The organism is Azospirillum sp. UENF 312511, from assembly GCF_058780635.1.
Window position 1 is genome coordinate 140506 of record NZ_JBSNCG010000002.1, and the last position, 14361, is coordinate 154866.

General features: G+C 69.3%; 13 protein-coding genes. 4 read left to right on the forward strand and 9 right to left on the reverse strand.

Features of this window, described 5'->3' with window-relative positions; genetic code table 11:
• Positions 1-162 precede the first annotated feature (162 nt).
• Both ACWPN7_RS09015 and ACWPN7_RS09020 read left to right on the forward strand, forming a co-directional pair.
• Positions 163-816: an HAD family hydrolase gene (locus ACWPN7_RS09015; protein WP_459197544.1), complete on the forward strand. Its 654-nt coding sequence runs from the start codon at positions 163-165 to the stop codon at positions 814-816.
• Between the two features lie 97 nt (positions 817-913).
• Positions 914-1111, forward strand: a complete 198-nt coding sequence (locus ACWPN7_RS09020; protein WP_035683083.1) for a hypothetical protein — start codon at positions 914-916, stop codon at positions 1109-1111.
• 87 nt (positions 1112-1198) lie between these two features.
• Here the strand turns inward: ACWPN7_RS09020 and ACWPN7_RS09025 are convergent, their stop codons facing one another.
• On the reverse strand, positions 1199-2272 hold the full coding sequence (locus tag ACWPN7_RS09025) for a lipid II:glycine glycyltransferase FemX (RefSeq protein WP_456530770.1): 1074 nt from the start codon (positions 2270-2272) through the stop codon (positions 1199-1201).
• 471 nt (positions 2273-2743) lie between these two features.
• A complete protein-coding gene (locus ACWPN7_RS09030) occupies positions 2744-2968 on the reverse strand; it encodes a hypothetical protein (RefSeq protein WP_040137863.1) in 225 nt (74 codons plus the stop codon).
• A 179-nt stretch (positions 2969-3147) separates the two neighbouring features.
• On the opposite strand from ACWPN7_RS09030, the gene ACWPN7_RS09035 reads away from it, so the two are divergent.
• Together ACWPN7_RS09035 and ACWPN7_RS09040 are read left to right on the forward strand one after the other, a co-directional pair.
• Positions 3148-4170 carry an AAA family ATPase gene (locus ACWPN7_RS09035; protein ID WP_349620879.1) on the forward strand — a complete coding sequence of 341 codons (1023 nt, stop codon included), beginning with the start codon at positions 3148-3150 and terminating at the stop codon, positions 4168-4170.
• On the forward strand, positions 4160-5017 hold the full coding sequence (locus tag ACWPN7_RS09040; RefSeq protein WP_459197543.1) for a ParB/RepB/Spo0J family partition protein: 858 nt from the start codon (positions 4160-4162) through the stop codon (positions 5015-5017). Before ACWPN7_RS09035 ends, ACWPN7_RS09040 begins: the two co-directional genes overlap by 11 nt.
• A 257-nt stretch (positions 5018-5274) precedes the next feature.
• On the opposite strand, the gene xsc is transcribed toward ACWPN7_RS09040, so the two are convergent.
• The 7 genes from xsc to sucC form a co-directional block, all read right to left on the reverse strand.
• On the reverse strand, positions 5275-7050 hold the full coding sequence (gene xsc, locus ACWPN7_RS09045; protein WP_459197542.1) for a sulfoacetaldehyde acetyltransferase: 1776 nt from the start codon (positions 7048-7050) through the stop codon (positions 5275-5277).
• Positions 7051-7099: 49 nt separating this feature from the next.
• Positions 7100-7468, reverse strand: a complete 369-nt coding sequence (locus tag ACWPN7_RS09050; RefSeq protein WP_459197541.1) for a hypothetical protein — start codon at positions 7466-7468, stop codon at positions 7100-7102.
• A 40-nt stretch (positions 7469-7508) separates the two neighbouring features.
• A complete protein-coding gene (locus tag ACWPN7_RS09055; RefSeq protein WP_459197540.1) occupies positions 7509-8453 on the reverse strand; it encodes a dimethyl sulfoxide reductase anchor subunit family protein in 945 nt (314 codons plus the stop codon).
• 13 nt (positions 8454-8466) lie between these two features.
• Positions 8467-9222 (reverse strand): 4Fe-4S dicluster domain-containing protein, encoded by a 756-nt coding sequence (locus ACWPN7_RS09060; RefSeq protein ID WP_459197539.1) that lies wholly within the window; start codon positions 9220-9222, stop codon positions 8467-8469.
• Positions 9219-12215 carry a molybdopterin oxidoreductase family protein gene (locus ACWPN7_RS09065; RefSeq protein WP_459197538.1) on the reverse strand — a complete coding sequence of 999 codons (2997 nt, stop codon included), beginning with the start codon at positions 12213-12215 and terminating at the stop codon, positions 9219-9221. The genes ACWPN7_RS09060 and ACWPN7_RS09065 overlap by 4 nt, the downstream gene beginning before the upstream one ends.
• Before the next feature lie 115 nt (positions 12216-12330).
• Complete coding sequence (locus tag ACWPN7_RS09070) at positions 12331-13239, reverse strand: succinate--CoA ligase subunit alpha (protein ID WP_200526975.1); 909 nt, start codon at positions 13237-13239, stop codon at positions 12331-12333.
• Positions 13236-14360 carry an ADP-forming succinate--CoA ligase subunit beta gene (sucC, locus tag ACWPN7_RS09075; protein WP_456525842.1) on the reverse strand — a complete coding sequence of 375 codons (1125 nt, stop codon included), beginning with the start codon at positions 14358-14360 and terminating at the stop codon, positions 13236-13238. The genes ACWPN7_RS09070 and sucC overlap by 4 nt, the downstream gene beginning before the upstream one ends.
• Position 14361: the final 1 nt, after the last annotated feature.

Below are 14361 nucleotides of genomic sequence, written 5' to 3' on the forward strand. Positions count from 1 at the left end.
CCGCTGTGGCCTGCGCCACACTGTGAGACAGCTTTTCCGAAAGGCTCTTTCTTCGGCCCGAACCGTTGAGGCACGGGGGATTTCCTGTACGATCCCCCGACGCCTTTTCCGGCACCCGCCCCTGTTCCGTGCGGGGCCACCACAACGATGCGAGACGGCGCAATGCTTCAGACACCCGACCGGTTGGACCCGGAGGTCGTGATCTTCGATTTCGACGGCGTCATCATCGACTCCGTGCCCACCAAGAACGGCGGCTTTGCCATCCTCTACGGCATCGACGATGCGGAGACGGAGGAGCGGATGCGCCAGACGATCTGGCGCAACGGCGGCCTCAGCCGTTTCAAGATGCTGGCGATCCTGGAGCGGGAGATGTTCGGGCGCGACCCCGGCCCGGCGGAGATCGACGACCTGGCCCGCCGCTACGCCGAGATCGTTGACCCGCGCGTTTCCGACTGCGCGCTGATCGCCGGTGCGGAGACGGTGCTGGACCGGTTGGACGGCACGCCCTGCCACCTCGTCTCGGGCACGCCGCACGAGGTGCTGATGGGCACCGTGCGCGCCAAGGGGCTGGAGCGGCATTTCCGCAGCATCACCGGCTCCCCCAACGTGAAGGCGGAGGTCTTTGCGCGCATCGTCGCCGCGGGCGGGCACGACCCGGCGCGGTCGCTCGCCATCGGCGACTCTCTGACCGAGCTGGAGGCCGCCCGCAAGGCCGGCATGGGCTTCGTGGGCGTGGTGTCGGAAGGGCTGCCGAACCCCTTCCCACCCGATGTGACGGTGGTCGGCGACCTGCACGGGCTCGCCCAACGACTCTGAGCGGCGGATTTGCGGTAAACGGTCGCATTGGGGTATTGTTTATGGGGCCAACAATCCATAAATGATTATGGCATCCTATGACGAAAGGGAGGTCAGTATGCCCGTGCCGAAAGAGGCTGCCGAAGCCGCCCGTGACCGTTATCTGGCGATCCTCAGCGGGTACCCCGGTATGACCCGCGCCGAAGTCACGAAGCTGTCCGACGACTACGCCATCGCGGTCAATTTCGCGTCGGGCATCCCCGACGATCTTCCCAAGGATCTGGACGGCGTGCCGGTGATCGCACGCACCCAGTGACGTTCAGCCGCAGTAATGCTCGGCCATTGACGCGCAAACGCGACGCCCGGTCCAGACCATGGACCGGGCGTTTCGTATTTTCGGGACTTACGCCGGGTTGGATGGGGTGGTGGCGTCGGCGCGCTCGGCCGGTCCCTTGTTCATCGCCATCGCCATCATCTGGCTCGCCTGCGCGGTGCAGGTCGCGGCCAGCGTGCGCACCGTCTGGCCGCCTTCGACGAGAAGCCGGCTGAGCATCGGGCCGGGGGCTTCGAAGGTGCCGATGAAGACCCGCTCCTCCTCCCCCTTGCCGGCGAAGCCGCGCTTGAACAGGTGGACGCCGGGGTTGGCCTGGGCGTTGACGCCGTGCAGGTCGTAGCGCTTCCCGCCGTTCGCCTTCACCCACTGCATCGCCTTCCAGTGGACGAGGAAAGCGGCGTTCAGCGGCAGCCCGGCCTCCGCGGTGGCGGAATTCTGCATCAGCGCGGTGTCCCCGAGCAGCGACACCACCACGCCGGCCACCGGCTCGCCGTTGTGGGAGGCCATCACGGCGTGCATCTTCATGCCGTCGGGCAGGGCGCGGTGGACCTTGGTCAGGGTGCGGCTGTCGAAGGCGCGGAAACCCTTGCGGCGCTGCGTCTGGATGAACAGGTCATCGATGGCGTCGAGGATCTCCGGCGAGGAGCCCTCGACGATTTCCAACCCTGCCCCCTCGGCTTTGGCGAGGCCGCGCCGCCAGTGGCGGGACAGGTCCTTGTGGATCGTCGCCTCGTCGCGGGTCAGGTCCATGATGAAGGTGCGGTAGGGGGCCTTGGCGTCGCTGTGCCGCATCCCCAGCGCCTCCATGGCGGACAGCGCGCGGGCGCCCTCCCCTGCCCCGTCCTCGACGCGCGGCAGGACGCGCAGGAACAGCCCGCGCCGAACGCTGTACTCGGCCTTCATCGCGTCCATGATCGCCAGGAAGTCGGCCGGATCGGCTGGACGGCCCTTGGGGCGCCACAACGGTCCCCACATGACCAGCGCGATGCCGCCGATGCCCGGAACCCGGCGGACCAGCAGCTGCGCCGCGGCCACCGGCCGGCCGTCCCGGCGCAGCACGATGTGGCTGAGGTCGCGGCCGGGATGTGCGATGCGCCCGAAATCCCAGGTTTGGAAGATGTTGGCGTCGTCGAATCCGTTCATGACAGCGTACCAGCCGCCGCGGTCCATACGGTCGATCTCGACAGCCGGTGAAGCGTCCAGGCAATCGCCCCCAAATGCGTCGGTGTGAATCTGGCGTTTCCCCAGCGAAGTCACGTCGAACCTCTCGCGTGGTTGGTCGAATGGGCCCAATCGGAGCGGACGTGGAACCTCGCCCGTCCCGCTTCCCTGGCCGGAGGCCAGAGCCGTCGCATCGTCGAAGGTCGAAGCTCCGCGGAAAGTTTTAGACAATTCACGCGCGGCCTACGGTCTTTGCGATCGTCCACAAACAATAGGAGACGCACGGGAAAATCACACAAACCCTGATGGGTTCGCGCAAAATCCCACTGGATTATTCTCTGTGGCTAAGCGCTTTTTCTGGGGATTGTATGGGCTACGCCCGTATCGACGGTCATGTTGCGGCGCAATACGCCCAATTCGACGCCGATTGAGTGGAAATCCGTGCTTTGGCGTTCAGAACATCGTCAGTTGGATGATGCCATCGGCGCGGGCATGGCGTTCCGCCGCGTTGGCGGCGGCATCCTGGGCGCCTTCCTGCGATTGGGCGATCCCGACGGCGATGCGCTCCCCGGCCACCGACACGGTCCAGGTCCAGCGTCCATCGGTCCGCCACGACACGGCGAGCTCGCAGCCATGCGCCTGACACACCAGTTGCCGCACCGACCAGTTCGCCGTCATTCGTGCAACCCCACAGCCCCGGTGCCGCCGCCGGCCCCGCATGCCTTAGTTATGCACCGGAGAGGCCATGGTCCGCCAGTGCCGGCTGCTCCAGGCCGCGGGTAGACACCCATTGCGGGGGTTGGGACGACTTGGTAGCTTCCGGGACGACTCCGGCACAATGGGGCGACGAGGGGGCAATGACCGGCGACGATTTGAAGCTGCTGCGCGAGAGGCGCGGCCTCACCCAGACGCAGATGGCCGCGTTCGTGAACGAACTGACCGGCCGCCGCTACGACAAGCAGCGGCTCAGCAAGTGGGAGACGGGCCGCGAGCCCCTGCCCCGCGACGTGCTGGGCCGGCTGCTGCTGCTGTCGCTGGAGCAGCCGGCGACCGAGGCGCCGCGCGCCGGCACGACCATCGCCATCGGCCTGCAAAAGGGCGGCACGGCCAAGACGGCGACCTCGATCAACGTCGCCTTCATGCTGGCCCGGTCGGGGAATCGCGTGCTGCTGGTGGACGCCGATCCGCAGGGCAACGCCACGGTCCATGTCGGCGTGCCGCAGACCGACGTGGTGGCGCTGACCGAGCAGGGTAGGGTGCTCTACCACGCATTGATGGGCAAGGCGAAGCTGGCCGAGGTCATCCGCCCGACCAACGTGGAAGGGCTGGACGTCGTGCCGTCGAGCATCGCGCTCGCCAGCGCCGACACGGAACTGCCCGGCAACCTGACCAACGCCCAGACCGCCATGGCGGAGATGCTGGACGCGGTGCGGGGCGATTACGATTTCATCCTGATCGACTGCGCGCCGAACCTGGGGGCGGTCACCATCAACGCGCTGACCGCGGCGGACTATGTGCTGATCCCTTGCCAAGCGGAGCCGCACGCCATCCTGGGCGTGAACGCCTTCTTGGACACCGTGACGAAGATCCAGCGGCGTCTGAATCCAAACCTGCGGGTGCTGGGCGTGCTGCCGACCATGCTGAATCCCCGACAGACCCAGGACCGCTCCTCGCTGGACGACATCGGCCGGCTGTGGGGAGAGGATTACCGGGTCTTCCCGCCGGTGCCGCGCGCGACGATCTACGCGCAGGCCGCCGGCGCCAACGTCATCACGCTGGACGCCGACATCGGCGCGCCGGGCGTGGAAAGCTACGCCGCCATCGCCGGTGCCCTGCTGAAGGCCACCGGACGCATCCGGGAGTCGTCCGATGCCGCCTAAGAAGCTGACCCGCCAGACCGCCGCCACGGTTCTGCAAGCGAAGAACACCGCCCCCGCCCTGGAGACCGACCGGCTGTTCGGGCTGACCGGCGCCCTGCCCCGGCTGATCGAGGCCGACGTCGCTGCCATCCGCACCGACCCCAACCAGCCGCGCACCATCTTCGACGAGACGGCGCTCGCCTCGCTGGCCGCCTCCATCGAGCGGCACGGACTCCAGCAGCCGGTGCTGGTGCAGGAGACGGCGGAAAAGGGCGTCTACCGCCTCGTGGCCGGTGAGCGCCGCCTGCGCGCCCACCAGATGCTCGGCCGTCCGACCATCGCCGCCATCATCACCAAGGGCAAGGCGGAGGAGATCGCGCTGATCGAGAACGTCCAGCGCGTGGACCTGGACGCCATCGATCTGGCCCGCGGCCTGACCCAGCTCATCGACAGCCACGGCTACGCCCAGGCGGAGGTCGCCGCGGTGCTCGGCTGCTCGGAGGCCGAGGTGTCGAAGCGGCTGAAGGTGCTGGACCTGCCGACGGACATCCTCCGCGAATACCGGGAGAACCCCGACGCGGTGTCCCGTTCCGCCCTGGTCGAGCTGGCCTTCGTCGGCGACGAAGGGGAGGTGCGGCGGCTGTGGCAGTCGGCGCGCACCGGCGGGCTGACGGTGCAGTCGGTGCGCGCGGCGCGGGCGTCCAAGGCGCCGGGCTCGGTGGAGCCGATGCGTGTGCTCGGCCGCTCGATCAACCGCATCGAGAAGGAGCTGAAGGCCATCGACGCGGTCAGCAACGCGATGCAGAAGGAGCATCGGGAGCTGCTGCGGGACCTGCGGATGCGCATCGACGATTTGCTGGGGGAGTGACCGCTTTCGAAATCGAAAGCGTCTTTAGGTTGTTCTGTTTTAAAAATAAAGCAACCTATAGGGGCTTTCGAAGTCGAAACGTGACATGCCCCAAGGCATCAATTTTGGACAGTATTGCCCCCACCCCGGCCCTCCTCTGCTGCGCAGGGGAGGGGGCAAAAAAGTTCCCTCCCCTGCGTCAGCGGGGGAGGGTTAGGGTGGGGCAAAGCCCCGACAACTCATGCAACAAGCACCGCGTGAACAGCCCGCGCCCCGCCTTACACGGCCTGCTGCGGGCGCATGTCCGACGGGGCGATGCCGGCGACTGCCACCGGCTTCTTCATGGCGTCGCGGCGGAACGGCTCGCCCAGCTCCTGGTTCAGGATCACCTCGACGAAGGTGGTGATGCCGCGCCCCTGGTCCTCGATGGCTTGGCGCAGGGCGGCGGTCACCTCGTCCTGGGTGCGCGCGGTGATGCCCTTCAGGCCGCAACCCTCGGCCACCTTGGCGTAGCTGAGCTTGGGGTTCAGCTCCGTGCCGACGAAGTTGTTGTCGAACCACAGCGTCGTGTTGCGCTTCTCCGCCCCCCACTGGAAGTTCCGGAAGATCACCATGGTGACCGCCGGCCATCCCTCGCGCCCGATGGAGGACATCTCGTTCATCGAGATGCCGAAGGCGCCGTCACCGGCGAAGCCGACCACCGGTGTGCTCGGGCAACCGATCTTCGCGCCGACGATCGACGGGAAGCCGTAACCGCAGGGGCCGAACATGCCGGGAGCCAGATACTTCCGCCCCTCCTCGAAGGTGGGGTAGGCGTTGCCGATGGCGCAGTTGTTGCCGATGTCGGTGGAAAGAATGGCGTCCGCCGGCAAGGCGGCCTGGATGGCCCGCCACGCCTGACGGGGCGACATGCGGTCGGACTCGCGCTCGCGCGCTTCGGCGTTCCAGCTCGTTCCGGGGTCATCCTCCTCATGGTCGAGAGAGGACAGGAGCTGAAGCCACGCCGACTTGGTCTGGTGGATCAAGGCCCGGCGCTCCAGCCGGCCCGCGTCCCCGGCACCGGGGGCGAGCTGCGCCAGGATCTGCTGGGCAACCTGCTTGGCGTCGCCGCAGATGCCGACCGAGACCTTCTTGGTCAGGCCGATGCGGTCGGGGTTGATGTCGACCTGGATGATCCGCGCGCCCTTCGGCCAATAGTCGATTCCATAGCCGGGCAGGGTGGAGAAGGGGTTGAGCCGCGTGCCGAGCGCCAGCACGACGTCGGCCTTGGCGATCAGCTCCATCGCCGCCTTGGAGCCGTTGTAGCCGAGCGGCCCGACCGACAGCGGGTGGCTGCCGGGGAAGGCGTCGTTGTGCTGGTAGCCGCAGCAGACCGGCGCGTCCAGCCGCTCCGCCAGCGCGATGCTGTCCGGAATGGCCCCGCCGATCACCACCCCGGCGCCGTTCAGGATGACCGGGAATTTCGCTTCCGACAGCAGGTGGGCCGCCTCGGCGATGGCCTGCCGCCCGCCCGCCGGACGCTCCAGCCGGACGATTTGCGGCAGCTCGACGTCGATGACCTGGGTCCAGAAATCGCGCGGCACGTTGATCTGCGCCGGGGCGCAACCGCGCCACGCCTTCTCGATGACGCGGTTCAGCACCTCGGCCATGCGGCTGGGGTCGCGCACCTCCTCCTGGTAACAGACCATCTCCCGGAACATGGCCATCTGCTCGACCTCCTGGAAGCCGCCCTGGCCGATGGTCTTGTTGGCGGCCTGCGGCGTCACCAGCAGCATCGGCGTGTGGTTCCAGTAGGCGGTCTTGATCGAGGTGACGAAGCCGGTCACGCCGGGTCCGTTCTGGGCGATGGCCATGGCCATCTCGCCGGTGACGCGGCTGTAGCCGTCGCAGATCAGGGCGGCGTTGGTCTCGTGCGCGCAGTCCCAGAACCGGATGCCGGCCTTGGGGAAGAGGTCGGAGACCGGCATCATGGCCGAACCGATGATCCCGAAGGCGTGCCGGATGCCGTGCATCTGAAGGACCTTCACGAACGCTTCCTCGGTGGTCATTTTCATGGTGCGCATCCTCGTTTCATGGATGGGATGAAGGCGAAGGGCGGGGCGGTCAGCCGGCGATGACGCGCGGCATGGCCCGCTCGCCGGGGCCGGGACAAATGGCGGGCCGGTGCACGGCGATCAGGGGGGCGTAGCCGTCGTCCCCCTCCGGCATCGGCATGCTGAACCAGCGGTAATGGCGCCCGCTCCAGACGAGCAGCCCTTGGCTGAGGCCGTGGCTGTCCACCGCGAAACGGTCGACAAGGCGTCCGGCGAGACCGGTGGAGAGCGGCTCGTAGACGATGCCCGGACCGGAGCGGAAGCCCACGCGGGGGCAGGAGGGCGAGCCGCAGATGTAGAGGCTCCGGGCATCCATCGCCTTGGCGCGGGTCATCAGGAAGGCCAGGGCGGAGCCGTGATCGGTATGGCCATGCGGCATCTCTGTTCCTTTCCTGTGGTGGGTGGGTGAAGAGGCGGGCTCAGGCTTCCCCGGCGCCGTAGAAGAGGGTCACGGTGTGCTTCGCCTCGGCGAAGAAGAGCCAGCGCTCGGCGATCACCCCCAGCGCGGCGGCGGCGGCGGCCAGCAGCGCCAGCGTGCCGGAGAGGGCGCCGGGGCCGGCGACCAGCGCGCCGAGGCTCAGCGCCGCCGGCAGGGCGAAGGCGGCGAGGCGGGTGATCAGGCGCAGGCGGACGGCGTGACGGCGCCCGACGCGGAAGCCCATTTCCTTGAGCAGGTAGTTGTCCTCGCTGTGCGGGGCGTCGAGCAGGCGGACCCGCCCGATGTGGCCCAGCCCGGTGGCTGTCTCCGCCGTGCTGACGGGGCGGGCGGTGGCGCAATGCCGCCAATGCCCTTCCTTCGCCGCCCAGGCCAGCGCCACCGACGCCAGCGCCAGCAGGGAGGACCAGCCCGCCGCCTGACCCGCCACGCCCAGCAGCGCGTTCAGCAGCAGCGCCCCGGTCATCAGTGACAGCGCCAGATAGCTGCGCGGCACCCACGGGTTGGCCCACTGGCGGATGGGCTTCAGCGAGGCGTAGATCATTGCCGTGCAATAGACGGTGACCACCGCCATCGCCGCGGTGATCCAGCCGGCGACCCCCGCCACGCCGCTCCCCAGGAAGAGCCAAGCGATGGCGAAGACCCCCGCCGGCAGGAAGGTGGCGACCGCCGCCACGCCTTCGCGCGACAGCCAGGAACTGCGCCACTGCGACAGCGCCCGCCACGCCCGCTCCGGCCGGCCGAGATGGGCCAGCGAGGACAACAGCCCGGCCACCACCAGCCCCAGGGCGAGGGCGAGGGCGGCGAAGCCGAACAGCGGGCTCGCCGGCAGCAGGCCGAACGGCGCCAGCATACCGAGCAAGGCGAGCAGGCCGTAACCGGCGCCCGCAGCGCTGGTGAAGAAGATGATGGAGAAGGCCGGATGCATCGGATTTCCTCCCTCAGCGCGCCAGGATGCGGTCGGCCCATTTCAGCAGGCCGTGGAGCGGCAGATCGTCGTTGGCGCTGTCCCTGGTGACGCGCTCGTCCAGCGCCAGGGTGGGCCGGGGCCGGGGCGGCAAGTACTTGTTGGTCGGCTCGTAGCCCAGTTCCGGCATCAGGTCGTAGCCGCCGCGCTCCGCCACCAGCTTCGACACAGCGGAGGCCGGGTCGGCGAGGTCGCCGAAATGCCGGGCGGAGGTCGGGCAGACCATGACGCAGGCCGGCACCCGCTCCGACTCCGCCAGCGTCTCGTTGTGGATGCGGTCGATGCACAGGGTGCATTTCTTCATCACGCCGACGTCCTGATCGAACTCCCGCGCGCCGTAGGGGCAGGCCCAGGAGCACAGCTTGCAGCCGATGCACAGATCCTCGTTGACCAGCACGATGCCGTCCTCGGCGCGCTTGTAGGAGGCGCCGGTCGGGCAGACGGTCACGCAGGCCGGCTGTTCGCAATGCAGGCAGGAGCGCGGGAAGTTGGTGGTGCGCGACCCGCAGCCGCCTTGGTCCGAGCCGGCCTCGAAGCTGTGGATGCGGTTGAACCACACCCCGTCCGGGCCGGCGCCGTAGGCGTCGGTGTCGGTCAGCGGCGCCATGTGGCCGCCGGCGTTCCACTGCTTGCAGGCCACCGCGCAGGCGTGGCAGCCAACGCAGGTGTCGAGGTCGATGACCAGCCCCAGCCGGGGGGCGCCGGGCTCGCGGTTGGGAAGGCTCGTCATGACCGGACTCCCCGAGACGTGGACCGGAACGCGGCGCCGGTGCGCAGGATGGCGGGCGGCGGCTCGACGCCCGGCGGCATGGCTTGGGCGGGGAAGCGCGGCATCGTCTCGGCCCGCTCCTTCGGCGGGGCCTTCTCGACGCGGACGCGCAAGTCATACCAGGCGGCCTGCCCGGTCACCGGGTCGGCGTTGGCGTGGCGGTAGCCGTTGCGCTCCGGCAGCAGCTCCGAGATCAGGTGGTTGAGCAGGAAGCCCTTCGTCCCCTCCGGCGCGTCGGCGGACAGGTTCCAGGCGCCGGAGCGCTTGCCGATGGCGTTCCAGGTCCAGACCGTCCCGGCCTCCACCCCGTCCATCAGATGGACCGGCACCCGGATGCGCCCGGTCGGGCTGGCCACCCAGGCCCAGTCGCCGTCGGCGAGGCCGAGCGCCTCTGCGGTGGAGCGCGCGATGTAAAGGCTGTTGCGGGCCAGGATCTGCCGCAGCCAGGCGTTCTGCGATCCCCAGGAATGGTACATGGGCATCGGGCGCTGGGTGACCGCGTGCAGCGGGAAGGCGCCCTTGTCCAGCCCCTCCTCCTCCAGCGGCGGGTACCAGAAGGGCAGGGGGTCGAAGTAGGTCTCCACCCGCTGCCGCTTGTCGGCGGGCGGCAGCACCGCGCCGTGCCCGCGCGCGGCGAGGCGGAATTTCTGGAGCGGCTCGACGTAGAGCTGGAGGATCACCGGCTCCGGCTTGTCGAGGAAGCCCATGCGGGTGGCGGTCTCCAGATAGGCCTGGTTGGCGTGCTTGAAATAGTGCTGCTCCGGCGGCAGCTCGAAATGCCAGAAGCAGCCGTTGCGAACGTAGCGGTCGAGCTGGTCCGCGTTGGGCGCGCCCTTGCCGGTCTCTTTGCCGTCGGCTCCGCGCCAGCCGGCCAGCGGGCCGATGCCGGGCTTGCGCTCGTGGTTGGTCATGTAGTCGGGGTAGCCGCCGGGGTAGCGCGGGCTGCCGTCTTCCCGGACGAAGGCGGGTAGGCCGAGCCGCGCGCCCAGCTCGATCAGCACGTCCTGGAAGGGCCGCACGTCGCGGTCGGGGGTCAGCACCGGCTGGCGGATGGAATCGCCGGGGCCGTGCGCGCTGCCGATCGGGCGGTCGAGCAGGGAGATGCAGTCCCACCGCTCCAGGTAGGTGGTGTCGGCCAGCACGAGGTCGGCGTAGGCCACCATCTCCGACGCGTAGGCGTCGCAATAGACGATGAAGGGGATGCGGTATTCGCCGCTGTCGGGGTCCTTGTCGGACAGCATCCGCATCGTCTCGGACGTGTTCATCGACGAGTTCCAGGCCATGTTGGCCATGTACATGAACAGCGTGTCGACGCGGTACGGATCGCCCTCCCAGGCGTTGGCGACCACCATGTGCATCAGCCCGTGCACCGAGAGCGGCGCGTCCCAGCTGAAGGCCTTGTCGATGCGCAGCGGCTGCCCGTCCTCGCCGACCAGCAGGTCTTCCGGCCCCATGGGGTAGCCGAGCGGCATCCCGTGGATGGCCTTGCCGGGGCCGGTCTCGCCGCGCTTGCCGGCGGGCTTGGGACCCGGCGGGGCGGGGCGGGGGTAGGGCGACTTGTAGCGCCAGCCGCCCGGAACGTCGATGGTGCCCAGCAGGATTTGCAGGATGTGGATGGCCCGGCAGGTGTGGAAGCCGTTGGAATGGGCGGAGATGCCGCGCATGGCGTGCATGGCGATGGGCCGCCCGACCATCCGCTCGTGGCGCCGCCCCGCCCAGTCGGTCCAGGGCTGCTCGATGGTCAGCGTCTCCTGGAAGGCGAGGTGGGCCATCTCGGCGGCGATGCGGCGGATGGTGTCGGCGGGGACGCCGCAGCGCTCGGCCACCGCCTCCGGCGCGTGCTGCGGGTCGAGGTAGCGCTCGGCCAGCAGATGGAAGGAGGGCACGGCCCGCCGCCCGTCCGGCAGGGTGACGGCGCCGACCAGCGCCGGGCGGATGCCGGCCGCGGTGGCCGGAATGGCGCGCTGCTCCACCGCGTCCCAGGCCAGCGGGGCGCCGTCGGCGTCGCGGGCGAACAGGCCGTCGTCGGGGGCGCCGGGATCCTGGATGACCAGCCAGGGGGCGTTGGTGTAGCGGACGAGATACTCGGCGTCGATGCGGTCGGCACGCAGAAGCTCGTGGATCAGGGCGAAGACGAACAGACCGTCACTGCCCGGACGGATGCCGATCCATTCGTCGGCGATGGCGGAATAGCCGGTCTTGATCGGGTTGACGGAGACGATCTTGGCGCCGCGCGCCTTCATCTTCGACAGGCCGATCTTGATCGGGTTGCTGTCATGGTCTTCGGCCACGCCGAACAGCAGCAGGTAGCGGGTGTGGTCCCAGTCCGGCTCCCCGAACTCCCAGAAGCTGCCGCCCAGCGTGTACATGCCCGCCGCGGCCATGTTGACGGAGCAGAAGCCGCCGTGCGCCGCGAAGTTGGGCGTGCCGAACTGCGCCGCCCAGAAGCCGGTCAGCGACTGGCTCTGGTCGCGCCCGGTGAAGAAGGCGAGCTTGCTGGGGTCGCTGTCGCGGATCTTGCCCAGGCGCTCGGTCAGGATGGTCAGCGCCTCGTCCCACTCGATCTCGCGGAACTCGCCGGTGCCGCGCTCCCCGGTGCGCAGCAGGGGCTTGCGCAGCTTGGCCGGGGAGTTCTGGGTCATGATGCCGGCGGACCCCTTGGCGCAGATCACGCCGTGATTCACCGGATGATCCTTGTTCCCCTCGATGAAGCGGAGCTGGCCGTCCTTGATGTGCACTTTGATGCCGCAGCGGCAGGCGCACATGTAGCAGGTGGTGTATTTGACCGTGTCGGAGACGGTCGGCGAGGGGTTCAGCTCCTCGCGCGGCGACTGGTAGCGGTCGAGCCAGCCGCGCGCGTCCTCGGGCGCCGCCGGCCCGCTCCTTCGCTGGTGGCTCTGGGTGAAGGCGAACCCGCGCGCACGCTGGCCGCCGACGTCGTCGATCTTCGCCATCCTGATCCGTTCCTTCCGGTATGCCTCCCCCGTTCCCTCCCGGCGGGGGCCGGGAGAGGGGGCCGGGAAAGGGGGCAGTGCTGCCGTACCGTTCTTCAAAAAGGCGGCTGAGCGGTCAGTCCGCGAGCCGCTGCGCGCCCGACCGTTTCGCGGCCTCGGCCATCAGCGCGTCGAGGGCCGCCGGCAGGTCGCCGGGCACGTCCACCACCACGGCCCCGGCGCGTTCCAGCGCGCCGCGCTTGGAGGCATAGCTGCCGCGGTCGCCGGTCACGATCGCCCCGGCGTGGCCCATCTTCTTGCCCGGCGGGGAGGCGCGGCCGGCGATGAAGGAGACGACGGGCTTGTCCGTCTTCGCCACCAGCTCCGCCGCCTCCTCCTCCATGCTGCCGCCGATCTCGCCGACGAGCGCGATGGCGTCGGTGCCCGGATCGTCGATCAGGGCGGCCAGCGCGTCCTTGGTCGTCGTGCCGATCATCGGGTCGCCGCCGATGCCGAGGAAGGCCGACTGCCCATGGCCGCCGCGCACAAGGTTCAGGCAGACCAGCGTGCCCAGACTGCCGCTGCGCGAGATGACGCCGACCCGGCCCGGCTGGAAGATGCGCGGGTTGAAGGCCGGCATGATGCCGACGAAGCCCTCGCCCGGCGTCACGATGCCGGCGGTGTTCGGCCCGATGATGCGGGTGCCGTGCTCCGCCGCGGCGGCGTGCATCTCCATCACGTCGTGGGCGGGGATGTGCTCGGTCAGGCAGACGACGGTCTTCGCCCCCGCCTCGATGGCGTCGATGGCGGCGGCCTTGGCGGCGGCGGGCGGGATGAACATCACCGACACGTCGAAGCCGCCGTTCGCCATGGCCTCCTTTGCGGTGGCGAAGATGGGCACGCCGCAATGGCTCTGCCCGGCCTTCTTCGGATTCACGCCGCCGACCACGGTGGTGCCGTAAGCCTGCATCTGCTCGGTCCAGAAGGTGCCCTGCTTGCCGGTGATGCCCTGCACCAGGACCCGGTCGCTCTTGCGTACGATCATCGCGCGGCCTCCACGGCTGCCGAGATGGCGTCTTCCATCCGGTCGTAGGGTTCGATTCCCAGCTCCTCCCGCACCATGCGCACGGCCTCGTCCTCGCCGGTGCCGTGGATGGAGAAGAAGACGGGGACGGTGGGGTTCAGCGTCTTCCAGGCCTGGATCACGCCGCCGGCCATCACGTCGGTGCGGGCGAAGGCGCCGCAGAAATTGACGACGAGGCTTTTGACGCCGGGGTTGGACAGCACGAGGTCCAGCGCTTCCGTCCCCTTGGTGTAGGCTTCGCCGCCGATCTCCAGGAAGTTGGACGGACGCCCGCCGGCGTGGCTGACCACGTCCATGGTCGTCATGGTCAGCCCGGCGCCGTTCGCCAGGACGCCGACGTTGCCCTCCAGCTCGATGTATTTGAGGTCGAGCGCCCGCCCGCGCTCCTCCAGCGCCGACAGCGGCTCCTTGGCGCCCAGTTCGGCGATGTCCTCCTGCCGGTAGAGGGCGGCGTCGTCCACCGTCAGCTTGCAGTCCAGCGGCACGATGCGGCCGTCGGCGAGCAGGGCCAGCGGGTTGATCTCCAGCAGCTCGGCGTCGTGCTGGCGGTAGACGCGGTAGAGATCGACCAGCATCGCCGCCACCGGCACGGCGGCCTCGCCGAGGTCCAGCCCCAGCAGCAGGCGGCGCGCGTCCGCCGGGCCGAAGCCCTTGCGGATGTCCACCGCCATGCGGCGCAGGGATTCGGGGCGGGTCGCCGCGACCTCCTCGATGTCCATGCCGCCCTCGGTGGAGAACAGCACGAGCGGGCTGCGGCTGGCCGGGTCGTTCAGCACCGCGGCGTAGAATTCGCGGGCGATGGCCGCCTGCTCCTCGACCAGGACGCGGGCGACCGGAAAGCCGCCGATCTCCATGCCCAGGATGGCCTGCGCGGATGCCGCGGCCTCCTCCGGCGTGGCGGCCAGCTTGACGCCGCCCGACTTGCCGCGCTTGCCCGTGGGCACCTGCGCCTTGACGACCACCGGCCCGATGGCGCGGGCGGCCGCTTCGGCCTCCTGCGCGCTGGCGCAGAGGCGGCCCTGCGGAACGCTCACCCCGGCGCGGGCGAGAACGGATTTTCCAGCCTGTTCCTCGAAGTTCATC

What these genes read in the sequence shown, in the direction of transcription:
- ACWPN7_RS09015 (WP_459197544.1), top strand. Translation starts at nt 163, where the DNA reads ATGCTTCAGACACCCGACCGGTTGGACCCGGAGGTCGTGATCTTCGAT.
- ACWPN7_RS09020 (WP_035683083.1), top strand. Translation starts at nt 914, where the DNA reads ATGCCCGTGCCGAAAGAGGCTGCCGAAGCCGCCCGTGACCGTTATCTG.
- ACWPN7_RS09025 (WP_456530770.1), bottom strand. Translation starts at nt 2,272, where the DNA reads ATGAACGGATTCGACGACGCCAACATCTTCCAAACCTGGGATTTCGGG.
- ACWPN7_RS09030 (WP_040137863.1), bottom strand. Translation starts at nt 2,968, where the DNA reads ATGACGGCGAACTGGTCGGTGCGGCAACTGGTGTGTCAGGCGCATGGC.
- ACWPN7_RS09035 (WP_349620879.1), top strand. Translation starts at nt 3,148, where the DNA reads ATGACCGGCGACGATTTGAAGCTGCTGCGCGAGAGGCGCGGCCTCACC.
- ACWPN7_RS09040 (WP_459197543.1), top strand. Translation starts at nt 4,160, where the DNA reads ATGCCGCCTAAGAAGCTGACCCGCCAGACCGCCGCCACGGTTCTGCAA.
- xsc (WP_459197542.1), bottom strand. Translation starts at nt 7,050, where the DNA reads ATGAAAATGACCACCGAGGAAGCGTTCGTGAAGGTCCTTCAGATGCAC.
- ACWPN7_RS09050 (WP_459197541.1), bottom strand. Translation starts at nt 7,468, where the DNA reads ATGCCGCATGGCCATACCGATCACGGCTCCGCCCTGGCCTTCCTGATG.
- ACWPN7_RS09055 (WP_459197540.1), bottom strand. Translation starts at nt 8,453, where the DNA reads ATGCATCCGGCCTTCTCCATCATCTTCTTCACCAGCGCTGCGGGCGCC.
- ACWPN7_RS09060 (WP_459197539.1), bottom strand. Translation starts at nt 9,222, where the DNA reads ATGACGAGCCTTCCCAACCGCGAGCCCGGCGCCCCCCGGCTGGGGCTG.
- ACWPN7_RS09065 (WP_459197538.1), bottom strand. Translation starts at nt 12,215, where the DNA reads ATGGCGAAGATCGACGACGTCGGCGGCCAGCGTGCGCGCGGGTTCGCC.
- ACWPN7_RS09070 (WP_200526975.1), bottom strand. Translation starts at nt 13,239, where the DNA reads ATGATCGTACGCAAGAGCGACCGGGTCCTGGTGCAGGGCATCACCGGC.
- sucC (WP_456525842.1), bottom strand. Translation starts at nt 14,360, where the DNA reads ATGAACTTCGAGGAACAGGCTGGAAAATCCGTTCTCGCCCGCGCCGGG.